Origin of the sequence: Desulfovibrio piger (assembly GCF_951793255.1) — a bacterium.
Lineage (GTDB): Bacteria > Desulfobacterota > Desulfovibrionia > Desulfovibrionales > Desulfovibrionaceae > Desulfovibrio.
Window position 1 is genome coordinate 659,783 of the sequence record NZ_OX636706.1, and the last position, 19,371, is coordinate 679,153.

A 19,371-nucleotide genomic window follows, 5' to 3' on the forward strand; every position below is an offset into this window, starting at 1 on the left:
CGCTGCCCGGCTGTCCCGCAAGGAGGCTCGTCATGGAAATGTCGCCGCAACTGGCCCGTCTTGTGGCCTGGCTGGAAGAGATGCACGCCCGCGTCATGCAGGCCGAACAGGCGGCCCTGGCCGTCATGGGCGATATGCCCGCCTATACGGCCCGCCTGCAGGAAAAAGCCCGCCTGCTGGCCTCGCTGGAGGAAGAAGGCGAGGCCTATCTCGAAGAGCTGCCCGAGCAGCTCCAGGACCAGGCCGGGCACCGTCTGCACCGTTTTTCGGCCAGCGCCCGCAACGCGCTGCGCATCGGCTCCATCTTCTATATGTCCGCCCTGCTCTATCCCGAAGACCACAAGCCCGGCCAGCCCGACGACCTGCAGGTCTTCATCCGGCGCCTGCGCGACGAGGGCGAGCACTACACCCTGCACCCGCAGGACTAGCGGACGATTTTTTCCGGGGGCAGGAGGGCTTTGGGGCTCGCGCACAAGGCCCTTTCCCCGTCCCATCCTTCCCCCAGCGCGTTTGGCCCGGAAGGACATGACCCCGGCGGCGCTCCGGCCTTTCCCTGATGCCGGTCTCCCGGTGCTGCCCCGGAGGTCTCCCCACGGAAGATTTCGGGAGGGGCGCGGCAAGGCCGCCTCCTTCCCTCTGGTGAAGGCCTCCCGGCCCAGACGGCCGGAATAGCCACACCCTGAACCGACGTAAGGAGTTACCATGAACAAACGTATCCTGGGCGGCCTGCTCTGCGCCGCCATGCTCTGCGCCGCTCCCGCCCTGGCCATGCCCGGCATGGGCGAAGGCAAGGCCCCTGTGGACAAGTTCCCCATGATGGACGCCAACAAGGACGGCAGCGTCAGCAAGGAAGAATTCAAGAAGTTCTTCCCCCAGATGCAGGACGGCGCCTTTGCCGCCATCGACAAGAACAAGGACGGCTCCATCAGCCATGAGGAATGGCAGGGCTTCAGCAAGAGCCACGCCATGGGCCGCGCCGGTCATCCCGACGCCCAGATGCCTCCCGCCAATGAGGCCGCGCCCAAGACCATGCCGCTGGTCACGCCGCCTTCCAAGTAACCGTCGGGGGAGCGTCCCCGCCTTCCTGCCGGGCGCTCCCCCTTCCACGGCACTGCGGTGCCGCCCTTTCGACCTTTCACCCCATCCGTGTGGCGCCCCAAGGCCGCCAAAGGAAAACCATGCCCTTCTTCCCCAAGCCCCGGCGCCGACCCGCGCCCGCCGATACCGACATCAGCACCACCGACGCCGCGCCCCGTCCTTTCCGCCCGCGTCCGGCCACCGGCACGCAACCTGCCGACCGTCCCCGCTTCCAGCGCGAGGAACATAACGAATTTTTTTCCCGGGACGACCGTCCCCGCCGTGAAGACCGTCCCCGTGACGGGCGCCGTCCTGCCGGGGCCTTCCCGCGCGCCGGACGCCCCGCGGACCGCCGCGATGCCCGCCCCGGCTCCCGGTCCCGCAACGAGGCGTTCCAGGACCCGTGGGTGGACGGCCAGCCCCGCTTCCTGCCCATGAGCCGCGCCGAGATGCAGGCCCTGGGCTGGAAGGAACTGGACGTGCTGCTGGTCAACGGCGACGCCTATGTGGACCACCCGGCCTTCGGGCCCGTGCTGCTGGGCCGCTGGCTGGTGGCCCACGGCTTCCGCGTGGGCATCGTGGCCCAGCCCCGCTGGCAGTCGCCCGACGACCTGCTGGTCATGGGCCGTCCCCGGCTTTTCGTGGGCGTCAGCGCGGGCGCGCTGGACTCCATGCTGGCCCACTACACGGCCTTCCGCAAAAAGCGCCACGATGATGCCTACACCCCCGGCGGCAAGGCCGGTGCGCGTCCCAACCGCGCCTGTCTGGTCTATGCCAACCTGGCCCGTCAGGCCTTCCCCGGCCTGCCGGTGATCCTGGGCGGCATCGAGGCCTCGCTGCGCCGCACCACACATTACGATTTCTGGACAGACAGCCTGCGCCGCTCCATCCTGCTGGATGCCAAGGCCGACCTGCTCATCTACGGCATGGGCGAACTGGCCATGCTGGAATGCGCCCGCCGTCTGGCCGAAGGCAAGAGCCTGCACGGTATCGACGGCACGGCCTGGCTGGCCAAGGTGGACGAGAACAACGTCCCCGTGGATCTGCCCGAAGAATGGCTCGATTTGCCGCGCATGCAGCTGCCCTCCCACGAGGCCGTGCAGGCCGAGGCCACGGAACTGCTGCGCCTGACCCAGATGCTGGAACAGCAGGTGCACCGCCAGAACGCCTGGGCCCAGCAGATGGTGGGCGACCGCGCCCTGGTGCTGGCGCCCCCGGCCCGGCCCCTGACCACGGAAGAGATGGACAAAATCTACGCCCTGCCCTACGCCCGCGCGGCCCATCCCCGCTACCGCGAGCCCATCCCGGCCGACGAGATGCTGCGCACCAGCATCACTAGCCATCGCGGCTGTGGCGGCGGCTGTTCCTTCTGCTCGCTGGCCCTGCATCAGGGGCGCCGCATCAGCTCCCGCAGCCAGGAATCCATCCTGGCCGAGGCCCGCAAGCTGGTGGCCCAGTCCCGTCGCGGCCAGGTGGCCATCTCCGACGTGGGCGGCCCCACGGCCAACATGTGGCAGGCCCATTGCGCCCTGGATGACGCCACGTCCGCCAAGGCGGAGCCCGGTGCGCGGCCTTCGTCCCGCTGCCGCCGCAGCAGCTGCTGTTATCCCACGGTCTGCAAATCCTTCATCACCCCGCAGATGCAGCATGTGGGCCTGCTGCGCGAGGTGGCGGCCCTGCCCGGCGTGCGGCAGGTGCGCGTGGCCAGCGGCGTGCGTGCCGACCTGGCCCTCAACGATCCCGAGGCCCTGGCGGCCTATACCGGCGAATTCACCGGCGGCCAGCTCAAGGTGGCCCCGGAACACTGCGCCGCCCGCGTGCTGGACCTGATGCGCAAGCCGGGCATGGAAGTCTTCGAGGCCTTCCTCCAAAGCTTCGTGGAGCAGAGCCGTCTGGCCGGACGCGAGCAGTATGTGGTGCCCTACATGATGAGCGCCTTCCCCGGCTGTACGGACGAGGACATGCACGAGCTGGCCCGCTGGCTGCAGGAGCGTCACTGGAGCCCGCAGCAGACCCAGTGCTTCATCCCCACGCCGGGCAGCATCGCCACGGCCATGTATTACTGCGGCCGCAACGAGGATGGGGAAGAGATCTATGTGGCCCGCAGCGATGCCGACCGCCTGCGCCAGCACCGCATCCTGATGCCCGATTTCGGCCGCATGCCCGAACGCGGCGGCCATGCCGATGCCGAGGATGCGGGCGAAGGCCACCACCGCGAGCCCCGCCGGGAAAACACCACCGAGCGCTGGCGCGACGAACGCCGCAGCGCTGACGGTCTGGCCCCCCGGCACGAGGGCCGCCGCGACTTCCGGGAAGACCGCAAGCCGCCCTTCCCCCGCTTCGATGACGAGCGGGAGAGTGCGCCCCGCCGCGATTTCCGCCATCCCGACCGCGACGGTTTCCGCAAGCCCGGCTTCCGGCAGGATGTGGACAAGCCCTTCCGCCCGCGCCCCTTCCCCGATGCCGCCCGTGACGGCGACGAGGCCCCGCAGGCCCGCCCGTCCTTCCGCAGGGATGGTCAGGACGAACGCCCCTTCCGTCCCCGTGGCGACCGTTTCGTGGATCGCGAGGGAGAAGAAGGCCGGCGTCCCTTCCGTCCGCGTCGAGACGATGACGGCCGGCCTTTCCGCAAGGACGGCTTCCGGCCCCGGCGCTTCAACGACCGTGACGGCAGCGAAGGACAGGACGCCTGGAAGCGCCCCCGTCCCTTTGCCCGCTTCGATGACGAGCAGGAGGGTGCGCCCCGCCGTGATTTCCGCCGTCCCGACCGAGACGGTTTCCGCAAGCCCGGCTTCCCGCAGGACGCGGACAAGCCCTTCCGCCCGCGCCCCTTCCCCGATGCCGCCCGTGACGGCGACGAAGCCCCGCAGGCCCGCCCGTCCTTCCGCAGGGATGGTCAGGACGAACGCCCCTTCCGTCCCCGTGGCGACCGTTTCGTGGATCGCGATGGCGAAGAAGCCCGGCGTCCCTTCCGGCCGCGCCGTGACGATGACGGCCAGCCTTTCCGCAAGGACGGCTTCCGTCCCCGGCGCTTCAACGACCGCGACGGCAACGAAGGGCAGGATGCCTGGAAGCGTCCCCGTCCCTTTGCCCGCTTCGATGACGAGCAGGACGAGGCGCCCCGCCGCGACTTCCGCCGTCCCGACCGCGACGGTTTCCGCAAGCCCGGCTTCCGGCAGGACGCGGACAAGCCCTTCCGCCCGCGCCCCTTCCCCGATGCCGCCCGTGACGGCGACGAAGCCCCGCAGGCCCGCCCGTCCTTCCGCAGGGATGGTCAGGACGAACGTCCCTTCCGTCCCCGTGGCGACCGTTTCGTGAACCGCGATGGCGAAGAAGCCCGGCGTCCCTTCCGTCCGCGTCGTGACGATGACGACGGCCGGCCTTTCCGTAAGGACGGCTTCCGTCCCCGGCGCTTCAACGACCGCGACGGCAACGAAGGGCAGGACGGCCAAAAACGCCGTGCGCCCTTCCCCCGCTTCGATGACGAGCGGGAGGGTGCGCCCCGCCGCGACTTCCGCCGTCCCGAGCGTGACGGCTTCCGCAAGCCCGGCTTCCGGCAGGACGCCGACAAGCCCTTCCGCAAGAACTCGTTCCGCAGGGACGGCAAGCCCGCCTTCGGCTCCCGCCGCCGGGACAGGGGCTTTGACGGCCCGGCGCTGAACGACGACGAAGAATAAAAAAACGGGCGGTACCCGCGAGGGTATCGCCCGAAAACGTAAAGATGGACGCACGCCGCGCCCACGGCCCCTGCCGCTGCAGGCACATATGCCGCAAGCAGGGGATTCGGCCCGGCGCAGGCGCAGGACGCCGAGGAGAGCTCATGGATCAGGAAGAACGCATCATCCGGCTGGAAGAGCTGGCCTATTTTCAGGAAGAACGTCTGCGCGAACTCAACGAGGCCCTGACGGCCCAGCAACAGCAGATCGACACGCTGGAGCACCGTCTGGCCGAGACCATGGAGCTGGCCCGCAACCTGCGCGATCAGCTGGGGCAGACCGGTAACGGGGCCCCGGTCAACGATCTGCCGCCCCACTACATGCCCGAGCGTTACTGATCGGGCCGGGCGACAGGCAGGTAAGCAGATATATGCGAGGGGGAGAGGGAAACCGTTTTGTAAAACGGTTCTCCCTCTCCCCCTCACACTCCCCCGCTCCCTTCCCAAAACCTTTATAAGGGTCCATGGCGGGGATAGTATCCCCCCGGCCTGCCCCGGCTCCCCGTCCCCCGGCGGCATGGAAAAAGGCCGGCACACGGGTGTGCGACATGACAATGCAGGAACGGATGAAGTTCCCGGCAGTATCCGGCTACGACCCAGCAAAAAAGCCGCGCCATGACAGCGCGGCTTTTTCTGTTGCAAGAAAACTGCGGAAAAGAACAGCCAGACTACGCCAAACGGCTACTGCCAGCCTCTCTCAGGCCTTGCGTCCAGTGACGGGGCGGCAGTACGGCGCGGCCCTTGGTCCCTTCCCTATCGCTCTCCAGTCTGTGCGCCTTCGCGCCTAAAACCGGGGCGTGGCCTCGCCGCGACGCTTCTTGGCGCAATGCAGGCCCAGAAAATCCGCTTCGGGCAGGGCGGTCAGGCGCTCGTCAGGCACGGCCGCCAGACCGCGCCGCTCGCGCAGCACATGGCTCAGGTATTCTCGGTGCAGCATGTCCCGCAGCCAGGGCTGCCGGTCGCCCATGTCGCGCACCAGGCTGGCCCCGATGACGTCCCCGCCGTGCAGGCCGTCCATCATCTCGCAATCGCCGGAGCCGTAGACGCGGGGATCCGAAAAATCCATGCTCTCCACGCCGCAGTCCAGCAGGCCCTGCCGCAGGGCGGACAACCAGCCGGCATCACCGCCGTTCCTGTCGGCAAGGGCGCCCAGTACGGGCGTGGCCAGGGGCGGCAGGAAGACGATGGTGCGGATGCCGCGCGAACGCAGGCGGCAGCAGATCTCGGCAAAGGCTTCCAGACGTTCCCTGTCCGGCGCAAGGCTCCCGGCCCAGACGCCGCTGCCGCTTTCCAGCTCGCGCAGCGTGCGGGCAAAGGCATGGTCCGGCGCAGGCCGGCGGCCATCCAGCACCGCGCCTTCATAGAGCGAGCCGTCCGGTCCGTAGCCCGTATCGCGGAGCTGGGCCTCCAGCCCGTAGCGGTCGGCACGCAGACGATGCTGCAGGGGAGCCAACATGTCCGCCGGGGCGATGCGTCCCTGTACCAGCCAGCGCCAGGGAGCCCGCAGGGTGGACGCATCCAGCAAAGAAGGCTGCACGATCCGCTCAGGGCGCCCGGCCGGAGCGCCTGCCGTCAGCCACCAGAAGTCCAGGCCCAGCAGCACGACCCTGGGCCTGTGGACGGCCAGCATCCTGTCCACCAGAAGGCGCAGACTCTCCAGATCCATAGCGGCCCCGGCCATGTTCACGAAGGGGCGCTCGAAAAAGGCCGCACGCACGTTCCCCGCCCGCGACGAGCCCAGCACCACCACTTCCGGCTTCACGGCCGCATACAGGGCCAGCTTGTAGGCCATGATGTCCTGCGCCAGCCCCGGTCCGAACAGGACGAATTCCCCCTGTGCCTGCCGTGCCACGACTTCTTCCTGATCCAGTTCGCCGCTGGCCGTCAGCCAGCAGACGGCCCAGGGGACCAGCAGCAGCCCCGCCAGCAGGGCCAGGATCACCAGAGAAAGGAAAAAACGTTTCAGCCAGCCGTCAGGGGCCGGATGCGCTATCTCGGACATGAGGGCCTCCGTCAAAAGCGGAAAGAAAGGAAGGCATGGCCCTGCATCAGCAGCAGGGAGGCCAGCGCAGGCAGGGCCAGAGCCACGGCCCAGAGCAGGTTCGGCTGCCAGTGCAGCCAGGGACGGCTGCCGTCGGCGCGGCCCAGCATCACATGCTGGCTGCAGGGCAGGGCCCAGACGATGACGGCGCAGACGGCCAGCAGCGGCAGCAACAGCCGGGGCTCCAAGAGGCCGCCGGGCAGCAGGGCCTCCAGCCCCTGTTGCAGGGGCAGGGGATGGCCGTCGCTCCAGAGGAACATGCTCTGCCAGACATGCAGGGCCGTGCCCGTATCCCCGGCGCGGAACAGCACCCAGGCCACGGTCAGGCACAAAAAGGTCACCAGCACGCACAGGGCCCGCAGGGGCGGCAGGGCCAGCACGCGCTCGGCCAGGCTGCCGCGCAGCAGATGCCGGAAGGCGTGGTTGACCAGCAGGAGCAGGCCGTGCAGGGCCCCCCAGAGGAGGAAGGTCAGCCCGGCCCCGTGCCAGACACCGCAGACCAGCATGGTCAGCAGCAAATTGGCGTACTGCCGCACCCGGCCGTGACGGCTGCCGCCCAGGGGCTGGTACAGGCAGTCATGCAGCCAGCGGCCCAGGGTCATGTGCCAGCGGCGCCAGAAGTCCACGATGCCCGTGGCCTTGTAGGGCGCGGCAAAATTCTCCGGCAGGCGCAGGCCCAGCATGAGGGCGGCCCCCACGGCCATGTCCGTATAGCCGGAAAAGTCGAAATAGATCTGGAAGGTGTAGCTCAGGGCCCCCAGCCAGGCCTCGGCCGTGCTCAGGGGCAGGCCCTGGGCGGCGGCGTGGAACACGGTATCCGCCGCCGGCGCCAGACTGTCGGCCAGCAGCACCTTCTTGGCCAGGCCCAGCACCATCAGCCCCAGGCCCCGCGCCAGATCTTCGGCCTGCGGCACCTCCAGGGCGTCCAGCTGCGGGCCCATCTCCTCATAACGGACCAGCGGGCCGGACAGGGCATAGGGGAAGCAGGTGGTGAACAGGGCCTGCCGCACGATACCTTCGGGCCGGATGCGGCGCTGGTAGACGCCCAGCAGCCAGGCCAGCTGGATGAGCACGGCAAAGGAGAAGCCCGCGGGCATGGCCGCGGGCGCCAAAACGGGCAGGATGTCCTGCCATTGCGCCAGCCAGGCCGACAGGGCCGGCAGATGGCGGAAACGGCACCAGACCAGCACGTTGAGCAGCACGGCCAGAAGCAGCAGGCCCCGACGGCCCAGCCGACGGCGGCGGTGCCCCTCATCGGCCAGCAGCAGGCCGAACAGATAGTTGACCACGGTCAGGCCCAGCAGGAGCAGCAGGGCCTCCAGCCCCTGGCAGGCCCCAAAGAGCAGCGAGGCCCCCAGCAGGAGCACGGACAGTCGGGCCTTGTCTTCTCCGGAAGTCAGTTTCCAGAGCCAGACGAGGATGGGAAGAAAAAGGAACAGGAAGGGGAAGAAAGCGAAAAGCATAAAAAGAATCTCCCGGCGCGGCACATCTCAAGACGGCCACCCCGGGAGAAAACGAGGAGACTGATACATGGGATCGTCCCGAATGCCGCGCGATCTCAGGAATTGAGCTCGGCTCTGAATTTGCGGGACAGGCGGAAGACGACGACCTTGCGCGGAGGCAGCGTGATGGCCTCATCCGTTTGCGGATTGCGGCCTTTGCGCGGCGCTTTGTCGTAAGCCTCAAACTTGCCGAACCCACTGATCAGAAGAGCATTGTCTTTTTTGATGGCATTCTTCATGATCTCCAGCAGTTTTTCGACCACATTCTTCACGTCAACCCGATTTTTGTCTGTACTCTCGTAGATCCGCTCGACGATGTCAGCTTTGGTCAATGTTTTCTTCATGTCCAATCCTTATGCCACAGGCACGCTTCACATATGCACAACTTTTTTGTAGGATATACTCAACTTGCATTTCCGGCAAGATTTTTGTCTCCGCGCGAAGCCTGCCAAGCCTTGCTACTCCTCGCTTTCTGCCATGTCTCGTGTTTCGCTTACTTTTTTATGGGAGACTCCTGCAAGGGCAATCCCGGTCTTCAGCGTTTTCATCCCGTTTTTCGGCTGTCCCCGCCGCTGTGTTTTTTGTTCCCAGCATGACCAGACAGGCCAGCAGGCCAGTCCTCTGGACGAGATACTGGCCCGTGCGGCCGCCGATCTGCACGCCCGGCGGGCACAGGGCAGGCCGCCGGTAGAGCTGGCCTTTTACGGCGGCACCTTCACGGCCCTGGCGTCCCGCGACCTGGACGCCTGTCTGGACATGGCCGACAGCCTCCGGCGTGACGGCTGCATCACCCGCTTCCGCTGCTCCACCCGCCCCGACCATCTGGATGCGGCCCTGCTGGCGCGCCTGCGCCGCCACGGCTGCCGCACGGTGGAGCTGGGCATCCAGAGCTTTTCCGATACGGCCCTGCAGGCCAGTGAACGCCATTACAGCGGCCGGCAGGCCACCGAAGCCTGCCGTCTGGTGCGGGACGCAGGCCTTGCCCTGGGCGTGCAGCTGCTGCCCGGCATGCCGGGCCACCAGCCGGAAGACTTTTTGGCCGATGTGCGCCGGGCCCTGGATCTGGGGGCCGACATGCTGCGCTTTTATCCCTGCCTGGTGCTGGCGGGCACGGAACTGGCCCGCCGCTGGCAGCAGGGCCTCTACGCGCCCTGGCCCCTGCCGCGGACCCTGTCCCTGCTGGCGCGCGGCTGGCTGTACGCCCGTCGCGCCGGGGTGCCCGTCATCCGTATGGGCCTTGCCCCCGAACCCGGCATGGAAGCGGCCCTGCTGGCCGGTCCCGCCGACAGGAACCTGGGCGGGCGCGTGCTGGGACGGGCCCTGTGGCTGCATGTCTGCGCCTGCCTGCTGCGGACGCGGGGGGATGATGCCGCCCGCAGCGAGGTACGGGCCGCGGCCCTGCTGGACGCCCTGCTGGCGGGCGGGGAAGCCCCCGCCGGACTGCCCCGGGCACAGGCGCTGTATCTGCCGCGCTCCTGCCAGGGCTTCTTCCGCGGGCCGGGCGACGAGCTGGGCACGGCCTGGGCGGCCCTGGGCATCACGCGCCGCAACCTTGTCTGGACAGCGGGACAGGCCGCCAGCCTGCATCTTGATGCCTGATCCGATCTTTCCTCCAACCTGCGGCACAGCCCGCATCCGACCATGAGGTGACCATGTCCGCCGCCCCTTCCGGGTCCCTGCCGCCGCTCAGTGAAGAAGAACGCGCCATCTTTGCCAATGCCATCCGGCAGGCCCGCATGCTGCAGCGGACCCTGGGGCCGCTGTGCGAGGTCGCCATCCATGATTTCCGCGATCTCGAGCACTCCCTCATCCATCTGGAAGGCAGCCTTACCGGCCGCAAGCTGGGCGCGCCCATCACCAACATCGTGGTCAAGGCCTGGCGCCAGCAGGGCGACGATGTGGCGGACATCGTGGGCTATCCCTCGTCCACGCCGGGCGGCAAATCCCTCAAGTCCTCCACCTCGTTCCTGCGCAGGGCCGACGGCCGGGTCATCGGCGCCTTCTGCATGAACATCGACCTTTCCGACCTGCTGCACTTCCAGGCCGTGCTGCACCCCCTGCTGCACGTGGATCCGCTGGAACGCGACGTGAGCGAGACCTTTGCCGCCTGCACCGGCGATACCAGCCTTGCCATCCTCGAGGCGGCCATCCGGCGCGCAGGCAAACACCCCTCCCTCATGAACCGCGAGGAAAAAAAAGACTTCATCCGCATTCTCGACGAGGAAGGCGCCTTCCTCATCAAGGGCGTGGTCCAGCATGTGGCCAAGGAGATGCAGGTCTCCATCTACACGGTGTACAATTATATGCGACAAATCAAGAAAAAATAATGACTAGTCTTACTATTTAAAATATTTTTTAAATTAAAAAATATTGACACATCCCCGTACTCAAGGCAAAAGGGGATGTGCTGCAATGGGGCGCAGCTCCTGTTTCCTTCCTCTCCCTCCCCGGCGCGCTCCGCGCCCGCCCCGCGTCAGGCCTGCGCCTGCGGCCAGCACAGTCATCCCACACAAGGAGACACCATGACTCCCACGCACAAGCCCCTGACGGCCCTGCATGTCCGTCCGGCCATCGAGACCTCGCTCTTCGACTTTTTCAAGATCGGCCCCGGCCCTTCCAGCTCCCATACCATCGGCCCCATGCGCGCCGGTCATGACTTCGTCCAGCGCTGCGATGCCCTCGACCCCGATCTGGTACGCCGCGCCGCCCGCATCCATGTGGTGCTGCTGGGCTCGCTGAGCGCCACGGGCATGGGCCACGGCACCAATACCGCCGTGCTGGCCGGTCTGCTGCGCACCAGCCCCGAGACCTGTCCCGCGGGCCTGCTGGACAGGCTGGGCCGCGAAGCCGACGCCCGGCACGAGCTGCGCATCCACGACGTCCTTTTGCAGGTGGGCCTTGCCGACATCGAACACGGCCCCATCATCCACGACGCCCCCTACAGCAACACCCTGCTCGTCAGCCTTGAGGATGCCGACGGCCAGGCCCTGTTCAGCATGGAATACTATTCCGTGGGCGGCGGATTCATCCAGTGGAAGGGCTGGACCCCGCCCGAACGCGGCAAGCCCGTGCACCCCTACGGCACCATGCGCCAGCTGCGCGAACAGCTGGCCAAGACCGGCCTGACCCTGCACGAGCTGATCCTGGACAACGAGAGCGCCATCACCGGCATGTCCCGCCCGGACATCTTCCAGAACCTGGAACAGATCATGGAATCCATGTACGCCAGCGTGCGCCGCGGCCTTGAGGCCGAAGGGCAGCTGCCCGGCACCCTGGGCGTGTGGCGCAAGGGCCATACCCTGCTGGAACGCGCCCGCGAGATGCCCCTGGCCGTGGACCGCTTCCTGGGCCAGGTCAACGCCTATGCCTTTGCCGTGGCCGAAGAGAACGCCTCGGGCGGCGTCATCGTCACCGCGCCCACCTGCGGGGCCGCGGGCGTCATGCCCGCCCTGCTCTACGCCATGCGCTACAACATGAACATCGGTGACCGGGCCCTGCGCGAAGGCGTGCTGGCCTCGGCGGCCGTGGGCTTCCTGGCCAAGCACAACGCCGGTATCGCCGGTGCCGAAGTGGGCTGTCAGGGCGAAGTGGGCGTGGCCTCCAGCATGGCCGCCGCCATGCTGGCCCATGCGCGCGGTTATGCCGTGGATGTGGTGGAGAACGCCGCCGAAGTGGCCCTGGAACACCATCTGGGCCTGACCTGCGACCCCGTGGGCGGCTATGTGCAGATCCCCTGCATCGAGCGCAACGCCGTGGGCGCCATCAAGGCCTACAATGCCTGCCTGCTGGCCACCTGCGAGAAGTCCTCGCAGCACATGGTCAGCCTGGACGCCGTCATCATGGCCATGAACGAGACCGGCCGCGAGATGAACGCCAAATTCAAGGAAACCAGCGAAGGCGGCCTGGCCGTCAGCCTGGTGGAATGCTGATCGGGAGCCGTGCGCTCCCGCGGGGCCGTCTTCGTCCATCCGGCGAAGGCGGCCCCTTCCGTCCCCGGACAGGGCCCTGCCACGGGCCCGGGACCTGTTCCCCTGCCTTTCCAACCCTTTCACCTTCAAGGAACCTTCATGGCACAGACCCCTGAAACCGGCCATGCCGCCTCCGGCCGCTGGACGAAATTCGACGTCGTCTGGATGCTCAACCTCTTCGGCACCGCGGTGGGCGCGGGCATCCTCTTCCTGCCCATCAATGCGGGCATGTCCGGCATCTGGCCCCTGGTCGTCATCACCCTGCTGGTGGGCCCCATGACCTATTTCGCCCACCGGGGCCTGGCCCGCTTCGTGCTGTCCTCCTCCCGCGCCGACAGCGACATCACCGCCGTGGTGGAGGAACACTTCGGTCTTTCCGCAGGCAAGCTCATCACCCTGCTCTATTTCTTCGCCATCTATCCCATCCTGCTCATCTATGCCGTGGGCATCACCAACACGGTGGAATCCTTCATCATCAACCAGCTGCAGATGGCCGCGCCGCCGCGCCTGCTGCTTTCCGGCGTGCTGGTGGCGGCCCTGATGGCCGTCATCCTGGTGGGCGAGAACTTCATGCTCAAATTCAACGAGTGGCTGGTCTACCCCCTGTGCGGCATCCTCTTCTGCCTGTCGCTCTACCTCATCCCGCACTGGAACACCTCCTCGCTGGGCCAGATGCCTGATGCCGGCAGCTTCCTGGGCACCCTCTGGCTCACCCTGCCGGTGCTGGTCTTCGCCTTCAACCATTCGCCCGCCATCTCGTCCTTTGCCCTGGCCCAGCGCCGCCATTACGGCGACATGGCCGAACAGAAGGCCTCCCAGACCCTGCGCGGCACGGCCTGTATCCTGGTGCTCTTCGTCATGGCCTTCGTCTTCAGCTGCGTGCTCAGCCTCAGCCCCGCCCAGCTGGTGGAGGCCAAGGCCCAGAACATCCCCGTGCTCTCCTATCTGGCCAACCAGTTCGACAATCCCTTCATCTCCTGGTTCGGCCCGCTCATCGCCTTCCTGGCCATCGGCAGCTCCTTCTTCGGCCACTATCTGGGCGCCCGCGAAGGCCTGCACGGCATCCTGATCCAGATGTCCTCCAACCCCGAAGCCACGGCCACCTCGCGCAGCGTACGCACCGGCATCGCCCTGTTCTTCTTCGTGACCCTCTGGCTGGCCGGCTGGCTCAATCCCGGCATCCTGGACATCATCGAATCCCTCAGCGGCCCGGTCATCGCCATGATCCTGTTCATCATGCCCATGTACGCCGTGCACAAGATCCCGGCCATGAGCCGCTACCGTGGCCAGTGGAGCAATGCCTTCGTGCTGGCCGCCGGTTGCGTGGCCATCTCTTCCCTGCTCTACAAGCTGTTCTGATCCCGCGCGCCGCATCCGTAAAACGACTCCAGACGTCCGCCGGTCTCCATGCCGGTGGGCGTCTTTTTTTGTGCCGCCGGATTGCCGCGGGCGATGCGGCCCGTGTGAGCCTTGCCGCTCCCCTGCCGCACAGCAGACGGACAGCGCACGGCGCCTCCATGATAGGAAAGAAGGATGAGGAAGAGAGGAACGGCGAATTTCCGCGAGCAGACGTGCGCCGTGCCGTCTGTGATGGCCGGGCTGCACGAGCATCCTGGCCAAGAGCGGTGAGCGTACGGACGGAGCGAGGCGGCAACAGCGGGCCTGCCAAAGCCTGCCGGACAGCGGGCGCATCGCAGAGCGCCGCACACGAAGGCCATGCTTCCCTGATGGCCGGGGTTCCGTGACCGGACAGGCCGAAGGGCTGCCGCGCCCTCGAAGACCGGGACTCGGAAGGGGAAAATACCTCTCCCCTGTCCCGTGTCCGGCAGAGCGGGACGCATGGACCACGGTACGGGGCTGTCCCGCCCCTCCCCACCCTGGACAGACCATGCCGCCGGGCAGAAGGAAAGCAGACCGGCCGGACGCCGGACAGCGGACAAAAAAAGACGACCGGCTGCCCAGGGGGAGGAGCAGCCGGCCAAAGAGGGAGGATGTTCTGATGGTTAGAGGTTATGGTGAAGGAGGAGGATGCTCTCGTGAGCCCCGGCAGGACCAAGGGGGATTGCCCTGCCGGATATGTTGTCCGCCTAAGGCGGGGAGGGACGATCTCAGGAGTAAAATCCGTCGTTCTCAGGAAGGCCCGGCCGGGGCCAGGGGAATCCCCGGCCGGGGTAGAAGTTCCAGAGGACTGCATTTTGTAGAGCGGGAGCTCCGGTTAAAGGTGCCTGTCAAAGGAGGTTGCTGTTTTCGGGAGCCTGGCCGGAAGGAGGAGGAGCTTCCGGCCAGATATTTCTTTCTGCCGTTGGCAGGGATCAGCTCTTAGTAGTGGCCGCGATGGGGACCGTCGTCGTAGCTGGCGTCACCGCGGGGGCCGTCGCCACGGGGGCAATCCATGGCGGGGCCGCGATCGCCACGGGGACCACGAGGACCGCGGGGGGCATCCTTGAAGCCTTCCGGCACGCCCACTTCGGCAGCCAGCTTGTCGCCCAGGGCGTCATGCAGGTCGGCCATCTCGTTGCGCAGGCGGGCCATTTCGGTAGCGGCCTCACGCACGGCCTTCACATCGGGGTTGGTGGCGTTTTCCAAAGCCCGCAGTTCCTGGCGCTTGACGTAGATGCTGTCGCGCAGCTGCTCCATGCGGGGAGCGAATTCTTCCATGATCTTGTCGAACTTGGCACGCTGCGCGTCCGACATGGCCCGGTAACCCCAGCCACGGGCGTGGCCGTGATGTCCCCAGCCGCCTTCCCAGCAGCCGCCGTCGCCGTAACCGTAGCAGGGACCATAACCGTTGCCCTGGCCGCGATGATGGGGGCCGGCGAAAGCGTCAGAGGTCATGGTTCCGCCGATGAGGGCTGCAGCCAGCAGGGCAGGGATCATAACGCGGGAAGTATTCATATATATGCTCCTTTATCTCTTCTCAGAGTGGGTTATCTTTGGGCTTTGGGTCTTGCCCTTTGTGCTCTGTATATAGCAACCCGCGTGCCAAACATTATTTTTCAATATAAATCAATATATTATATTTTTATCCCGGCAAACAGCCTTTCTCCGGCTGTCCTGTGTTCCCCCCGGATGTCCAGTTTTTATGCAGCGGGCCGGCGGACCTGGTCAAAAATTATACAGCAGACAAATTTTCATACACCCCTGACGCCCGGCCCCCAAAGCCGGAGCCGGATACAAAAAAAGCCCCGCCTGAGCGGGGCCTGGATGTTTCATGCGGGCTGCAGAAGTTACGGGCAGGGTTCGAGGGTCTCCTGCAGGGAATACGTATGGATCACGTCCTGCCGGATCATGCTGTTGCAACCCCGGCTCTTGCCGGCACGGCGGAAACTCACGCCCACCTCGTCCAGCAGGCGGCCTTCCAGCTGCGCCAGCTGCAGGCGCAGACGGTCGCGCAGGTCCTGCAGCTCCCAGCCAAGACGGGAGAGCGTTTCGGCGGACGAGTCCTCCGCGTAGTCGAAATGGGCCAGTTCTTCCCGCTTCTGGCGAATGCGCCAGCGGGTGTCTTCGATGGCAGGACGGGCTTCTTCAAGGATGGCGCGGGCCTTGACCTGCTGTTCTTCGGGCAGGCTCTGGAGCCACTGGTCGACATTGCGGTAGCCGCGCGGCCCGTGACCGCCGCCGTGATGCCCCCCGGCAGCCGCCATGAGCGGCAGCAGCAGGAGCGATGTCATGACCAGACCACTGACAACTATATTCTTCCACATAGGCAAACCTTGTTCTGTTGGGCCATGCTTCTGGCATATCAAGCCTGTGTCCGCGGCGCAAGGAAAGGCCGCCGGCAGGCCGTGGCATTTTTTCGTCTTTCCTCGTTCTTGCAAAAAACATGCAAGCCAAATATCCGACGGCAAGGTGACAGGTGCCCCAACCATGCTTATAGTGCAGGCATGAACTTTATCCGACGCTGCCTTTCCGCTGCTGCCGCCCTGCTGGACCCCCGCCGCCACCGGCTGGCCCGCGCCGCCAACCGGCCCTGCCAGACACCGGGGTCTGCCGCGTCCGGCCGGAACACCGGCGGCATGGTGGCCAATGACCAGGCCGCGCGCGAGAACGACTGTTCCCAGGCCCGTTCACAGCTGGCGCAGCAGCAGAACACCCCGCTGGGCCTGCTGCTGGGAGGGACGGCCTTCGTCCTCATCCTGCTGGTCACCCTGCTGGCCCTGGCCTCCATCGAGCGCAACGAACGCGCCATGTCACGCCTGCTGGCCGAAAAAGGCAGCTCCCTGATCATGGCCTTCGAGAGCATGCTGCGCACCAGCATGCGCGGCGAGGCGCGCGTGCGCCTGCAGATCCTGCTCAAGGAGATGGCCAGCACCTCGGACGTGCAGTTCATCGCCGTCACCATGCCCGACGGCACCATCCTGGCCCACAGCAACGGCAACCGCCTGGGCGAGATCCTGCGCATCAACGGCGAAGAGGCCGACGAAAAGACCATGAAGCTCCTGGCCCCCGGCAGCCAGACACGTTCCGCCATCCTCAATATGGAAGGCCAGCGCGTGTTCGTGGTCTACCGCTATTTCATGCAGCCCCCGCCGGGGCAGGGGCTGCCGCCGGGCCTGCCGCAGCCCATCATCTTCCTGGGCCTCGACCTCTCACCGTTCGAGATCACCCGCGGCCAGGACAGGGACCACGTCTTCATGCTGGCCGGGGTGGCCATGCTGGTGGGCCTGGCCTGTCTGCTGGCCCTGTACTACGCGCAGCGCGCCCGCGAATCCCGCCGCCGCCAGCGCCGGGCCGAAGGCGAGATCCGCCGCCTGGAAGAAGAGATCCGCCGCAAGGAAAAGCTGGCCGCCGTGGGCACGCTGGCCGCCGGGGTGGCCCACGAGATCCGCAACCCGCTCAGTTCCATCAAGGGCTACGCCACCTATTTCGGCATGCGCTTCCCCGAAGGCAGCGAAGACCGCAAGGCCGCGGGCGTCATGGTGCGCGAGGTGGAACGCCTCAACCGCGTCATCAGCGAGCTCATCGGGCTCTCGCGTCCCAGTGACGTGCGTCCCGTGGCCGCCCCGCTGGAAGACAGCGTGGCCCATGTGCTGCGCCTCATCGCCCAGGATGCCGAAAAACGCGGCGTCCGGCTGGTGAACAGCCTTCCGGCCGCCCTGCCCCCGGCCCGCATGGATCCCGACAGGCTGGGGCAGGCCCTGCTCAACATCTGCCTCAACGCCCTGGACGCCATGCCCGACGGCGGCACCCTGACCCTGGGCTGTACGGTGGAGAAGCAGCATCTTGTCCTCTCGGTCACGGACACCGGGCAGGGCATCGCGCCCGAGAACCTCAACCACATCTTCGACCCCTATTTCACCACCAAGGGGCACGGCACGGGCCTGGGACTGGCCACCGTCCACAAGATCGTGGAGGCGCTCGAAGGCGAAGTCTATGTGCAATCCCGTCAGGCCACGGCGGACACGCCCGGCCGGACCACGTTTTTCATACGCCTGCCGCAGGCCGGCAAGGCAGCGGGCCATCCGGCGGACGGCCCGGACAGGCAGGCGGGGGAGCCTGCCGACAGGCAGAAGGGGGAGGATTAGGTGAATACCAGCATTCTCGTGGTTGACGACGACGATGCCCACCGCGGCATGTTGCGCATGATGCTCCAGGCCTGGGGCTACAGCGTGGACGAGGCGGCCGACGGCGATCTGGCCGTGGAGGCCGTGCGCGCCAAGCCCTACGACGTGGTGCTGACCGACGTGCGCATGGGACGCATGGACGGCATCCACGCCCTGCGGGGCATCCTGGACTACAATCCGGCCCTGCCCGTGGTGCTGATGACGGCCTACTCCTCCGTGGAGACCGCCGTGGATGCCCTGCGCCTGGGCGCCTACGATTATCTGACCAAGCCGCTGGACTTCGACGCCCTGCGCGAGACCCTGCAACGGGCCGTGGACCACTCCCGCATGAGCGTGGAGAACCGCGAGCTGCGCCGCCAGCTCAGCGAGGCCGCCGCCGGGCCCGAGATCCTGGGCCGCAGCCCTGCCGTCAGCGCCATGCGCGAGATCATCGCCACCGTGGCGCCCACCGAGGCCACGGTGCTCATCACCGGGGAATCCGGCACCGGCAAGGAACTGGTGGCCCGCGCCGTCCACGGTGCCAGCGCCCGTGCCAACAAGCCCCTGGTCACGGTCAACTGCGCCGCCCTGGCCGAGAACCTGTTGGAATCCGAACTGTTCGGCCATGAGCGCGGGGCCTTCACCGGCGCCGACCGCCGCCGCGAGGGCCGCTTCCTGCAGGCCGACGGCGGCACCCTCTTCCTGGACGAGATCGGCGAGATGCCCCTTTCGCTGCAGGCCAAGCTGCTGCGCGCCCTGCAGCAGGGCGAGGTGCAGCGCGTGGGCTCGGACTCGCCCATCACCGTGGACGTGCGCGTCATCGCCGCCACCAATCGCAACCTGCGCGAAGAGGTGGAACAGAAGCGCTTCCGCGAGGACCTGTTCTTCCGCCTCAACGTCATCAGCATCGAAGTGCCCGCCCTGCGTGAACGCAGCGAGGACATCCCCCTGCTGGCGGCCCATTTCCTGGAAAAATTCGCGGCCCGCAACCGCAAGAACGTCAAGGGCTTCGCCCCGCAGGCCCTGGACATGCTGCGCCGCTACTCCTGGCCCGGCAACGTGCGCGAACTCCAGAACGCCGTGGAGCGCGCCGTGATCCTCTGCACCGGCGACCTCATCACCGGCCCGGAACTGCCCGCCAGCGTCACCGGCGCCGCCGAGCAGGCCGCCCCGGTACCGGAGACCGCCGAGGCCTCCCTGGCCGGTCTGTCTCTGGAAGCTCTGGAGCGCCGCGCCATCGAGGACACCCTGCGCCAGACCGAGGACAACAAGAGCGAGGCTGCCCGCCGCCTGGGCATCACCCGCGCCACCCTGCACAACAAATTGCGCAAGTACGGGCTGGAATAAGAACGGGCAGGGATTTTCCGGGGGGAAGGGGACCCCCTTGGCCCGCGCGCAAGGGGGTCCCCTTCCCCCCGGCCCCCCATCCCTCCCCCAACGCGCTTTGTTCAGAAGGATGACGAGGCTCGGAAAAGCCACGGCCTTGCCTGGGTGACCGTCTCCCGAACAAACACCGCCTGCGGCG

Annotated in this window: 15 protein-coding genes; 10 read left to right on the forward strand and 5 right to left on the reverse strand. The window is 66.9% G+C overall.

Features of this window, described 5'->3' with window-relative positions; all coding sequences use genetic code 11:
• The first annotated feature begins 32 nt into the window (after window positions 1-32).
• From Q4I12_RS03230 to Q4I12_RS03245, 4 genes are all read left to right on the forward strand, one after another.
• On the forward strand, window positions 33-428 hold the full coding sequence (locus Q4I12_RS03230; RefSeq protein ID WP_302260550.1) for a hypothetical protein: 396 nt from the start codon (window positions 33-35) through the stop codon (window positions 426-428).
• A gap of 274 nt (window positions 429-702) precedes the next feature.
• Window positions 703-1,059, forward strand: a complete 357-nt coding sequence (locus tag Q4I12_RS03235) for an EF-hand domain-containing protein (RefSeq protein ID WP_302260551.1) — start codon at window positions 703-705, stop codon at window positions 1,057-1,059.
• 452 nt (window positions 1,060-1,511) lie between these two features.
• Window positions 1,512-4,754 carry a YgiQ family radical SAM protein gene (locus tag Q4I12_RS13930; protein ID WP_367891478.1) on the forward strand — a complete coding sequence of 1,081 codons (3,243 nt, stop codon included), beginning with the start codon at window positions 1,512-1,514 and terminating at the stop codon, window positions 4,752-4,754.
• A 143-nt stretch (window positions 4,755-4,897) separates the two neighbouring features.
• Window positions 4,898-5,131 (forward strand): SlyX family protein, encoded by a 234-nt coding sequence (locus Q4I12_RS03245; protein ID WP_006008730.1) that lies wholly within the window; start codon window positions 4,898-4,900, stop codon window positions 5,129-5,131.
• Window positions 5,132-5,576: 445 nt separating this feature from the next.
• Here Q4I12_RS03245 and Q4I12_RS03250 read toward each other — a convergent pair whose 3' ends face one another.
• The 3 genes from Q4I12_RS03250 to Q4I12_RS03260 all read right to left on the reverse strand — a co-directional run bounded on the left by Q4I12_RS03250 (window position 5,577) and on the right by Q4I12_RS03260 (window position 8,679).
• Entirely contained in the window at window positions 5,577-6,794 is a 1,218-nt protein-coding gene (locus Q4I12_RS03250; protein ID WP_302260552.1) for a hypothetical protein, read from the reverse strand.
• A gap of 11 nt (window positions 6,795-6,805) precedes the next feature.
• Entirely contained in the window at window positions 6,806-8,296 is a 1,491-nt protein-coding gene (locus Q4I12_RS03255; protein WP_297158836.1) for an MBOAT family O-acyltransferase, read from the reverse strand.
• 95 nt (window positions 8,297-8,391) lie between these two features.
• Window positions 8,392-8,679 (reverse strand): integration host factor subunit alpha, encoded by a 288-nt coding sequence (locus tag Q4I12_RS03260; protein ID WP_297158835.1) that lies wholly within the window; start codon window positions 8,677-8,679, stop codon window positions 8,392-8,394.
• Between the two features lie 133 nt (window positions 8,680-8,812).
• Between Q4I12_RS03260 and Q4I12_RS03265 the strand changes: the two genes are divergently transcribed.
• From Q4I12_RS03265 to Q4I12_RS03280, 4 genes are all read left to right on the forward strand, one after another.
• Window positions 8,813-9,934 (forward strand): radical SAM protein, encoded by a 1,122-nt coding sequence (locus Q4I12_RS03265; protein ID WP_297137944.1) that lies wholly within the window; start codon window positions 8,813-8,815, stop codon window positions 9,932-9,934.
• A gap of 53 nt (window positions 9,935-9,987) precedes the next feature.
• Window positions 9,988-10,662 carry a helix-turn-helix transcriptional regulator gene (locus Q4I12_RS03270; protein WP_302260556.1) on the forward strand — a complete coding sequence of 225 codons (675 nt, stop codon included), beginning with the start codon at window positions 9,988-9,990 and terminating at the stop codon, window positions 10,660-10,662.
• A 195-nt stretch (window positions 10,663-10,857) separates the two neighbouring features.
• Complete coding sequence (locus Q4I12_RS03275; RefSeq protein WP_204625693.1) at window positions 10,858-12,264, forward strand: L-serine ammonia-lyase; 1,407 nt, start codon at window positions 10,858-10,860, stop codon at window positions 12,262-12,264.
• Window positions 12,265-12,402: 138 nt separating this feature from the next.
• Window positions 12,403-13,662, forward strand: a complete 1,260-nt coding sequence (locus Q4I12_RS03280) for an aromatic amino acid transport family protein (protein WP_300645231.1) — start codon at window positions 12,403-12,405, stop codon at window positions 13,660-13,662.
• Between the two features lie 960 nt (window positions 13,663-14,622).
• On the opposite strand, the gene Q4I12_RS03285 is transcribed toward Q4I12_RS03280, so the two are convergent.
• On the reverse strand, window positions 14,623-15,198 hold the full coding sequence (locus Q4I12_RS03285) for a Spy/CpxP family protein refolding chaperone (RefSeq protein WP_302260558.1): 576 nt from the start codon (window positions 15,196-15,198) through the stop codon (window positions 14,623-14,625).
• A 332-nt stretch (window positions 15,199-15,530) separates the two neighbouring features.
• Window positions 15,531-16,007, reverse strand: coding sequence for a periplasmic heavy metal sensor (locus Q4I12_RS03290; protein ID WP_168934681.1), 477 nt, complete (start codon window positions 16,005-16,007; stop codon window positions 15,531-15,533).
• A 180-nt stretch (window positions 16,008-16,187) separates the two neighbouring features.
• Here Q4I12_RS03290 and zraS point away from each other — a divergent pair, with 180 nt between their 5' ends.
• The gene (gene zraS / locus Q4I12_RS03295) at window positions 16,188-17,828 is read left to right on the forward strand and encodes a two-component system sensor histidine kinase ZraS (RefSeq protein ID WP_297158827.1); all 1,641 of its coding nucleotides are present in this window, start codon (window positions 16,188-16,190) and stop codon (window positions 17,826-17,828) included.
• Window positions 17,829-19,193 carry a sigma-54-dependent transcriptional regulator gene (locus tag Q4I12_RS03300; protein ID WP_204625690.1) on the forward strand — a complete coding sequence of 455 codons (1,365 nt, stop codon included), beginning with the start codon at window positions 17,829-17,831 and terminating at the stop codon, window positions 19,191-19,193. It begins immediately after the preceding gene.
• Window positions 19,194-19,371 lie beyond the last annotated feature (178 nt).

Excerpts from the sequence above, each read along its gene's own strand:
- Q4I12_RS03285 (WP_302260558.1), bottom strand. The coding sequence starts at position 15,198 with ATGAATACTTCCCGCGTTATGATCCCTGCCCTGCTGGCTGCAGCCCTC.
- Q4I12_RS03270 (WP_302260556.1), top strand. The coding sequence starts at position 9,988 with ATGTCCGCCGCCCCTTCCGGGTCCCTGCCGCCGCTCAGTGAAGAAGAA.
- Q4I12_RS03245 (WP_006008730.1), top strand. The coding sequence starts at position 4,898 with ATGGATCAGGAAGAACGCATCATCCGGCTGGAAGAGCTGGCCTATTTT.
- Q4I12_RS03275 (WP_204625693.1), top strand. The coding sequence starts at position 10,858 with ATGACTCCCACGCACAAGCCCCTGACGGCCCTGCATGTCCGTCCGGCC.
- zraS (WP_297158827.1), top strand. The coding sequence starts at position 16,188 with ATGAACTTTATCCGACGCTGCCTTTCCGCTGCTGCCGCCCTGCTGGAC.
- Q4I12_RS03260 (WP_297158835.1), bottom strand. The coding sequence starts at position 8,679 with ATGAAGAAAACATTGACCAAAGCTGACATCGTCGAGCGGATCTACGAG.
- Q4I12_RS03230 (WP_302260550.1), top strand. The coding sequence starts at position 33 with ATGGAAATGTCGCCGCAACTGGCCCGTCTTGTGGCCTGGCTGGAAGAG.
- Q4I12_RS03280 (WP_300645231.1), top strand. The coding sequence starts at position 12,403 with ATGGCACAGACCCCTGAAACCGGCCATGCCGCCTCCGGCCGCTGGACG.
- Q4I12_RS03290 (WP_168934681.1), bottom strand. The coding sequence starts at position 16,007 with ATGTGGAAGAATATAGTTGTCAGTGGTCTGGTCATGACATCGCTCCTG.
- Q4I12_RS13930 (WP_367891478.1), top strand. The coding sequence starts at position 1,512 with ATGAGCCGCGCCGAGATGCAGGCCCTGGGCTGGAAGGAACTGGACGTG.
- Q4I12_RS03255 (WP_297158836.1), bottom strand. The coding sequence starts at position 8,296 with ATGCTTTTCGCTTTCTTCCCCTTCCTGTTCCTTTTTCTTCCCATCCTC.
- Q4I12_RS03265 (WP_297137944.1), top strand. The coding sequence starts at position 8,813 with ATGTCTCGTGTTTCGCTTACTTTTTTATGGGAGACTCCTGCAAGGGCA.
- Q4I12_RS03250 (WP_302260552.1), bottom strand. The coding sequence starts at position 6,794 with ATGTCCGAGATAGCGCATCCGGCCCCTGACGGCTGGCTGAAACGTTTT.
- Q4I12_RS03235 (WP_302260551.1), top strand. The coding sequence starts at position 703 with ATGAACAAACGTATCCTGGGCGGCCTGCTCTGCGCCGCCATGCTCTGC.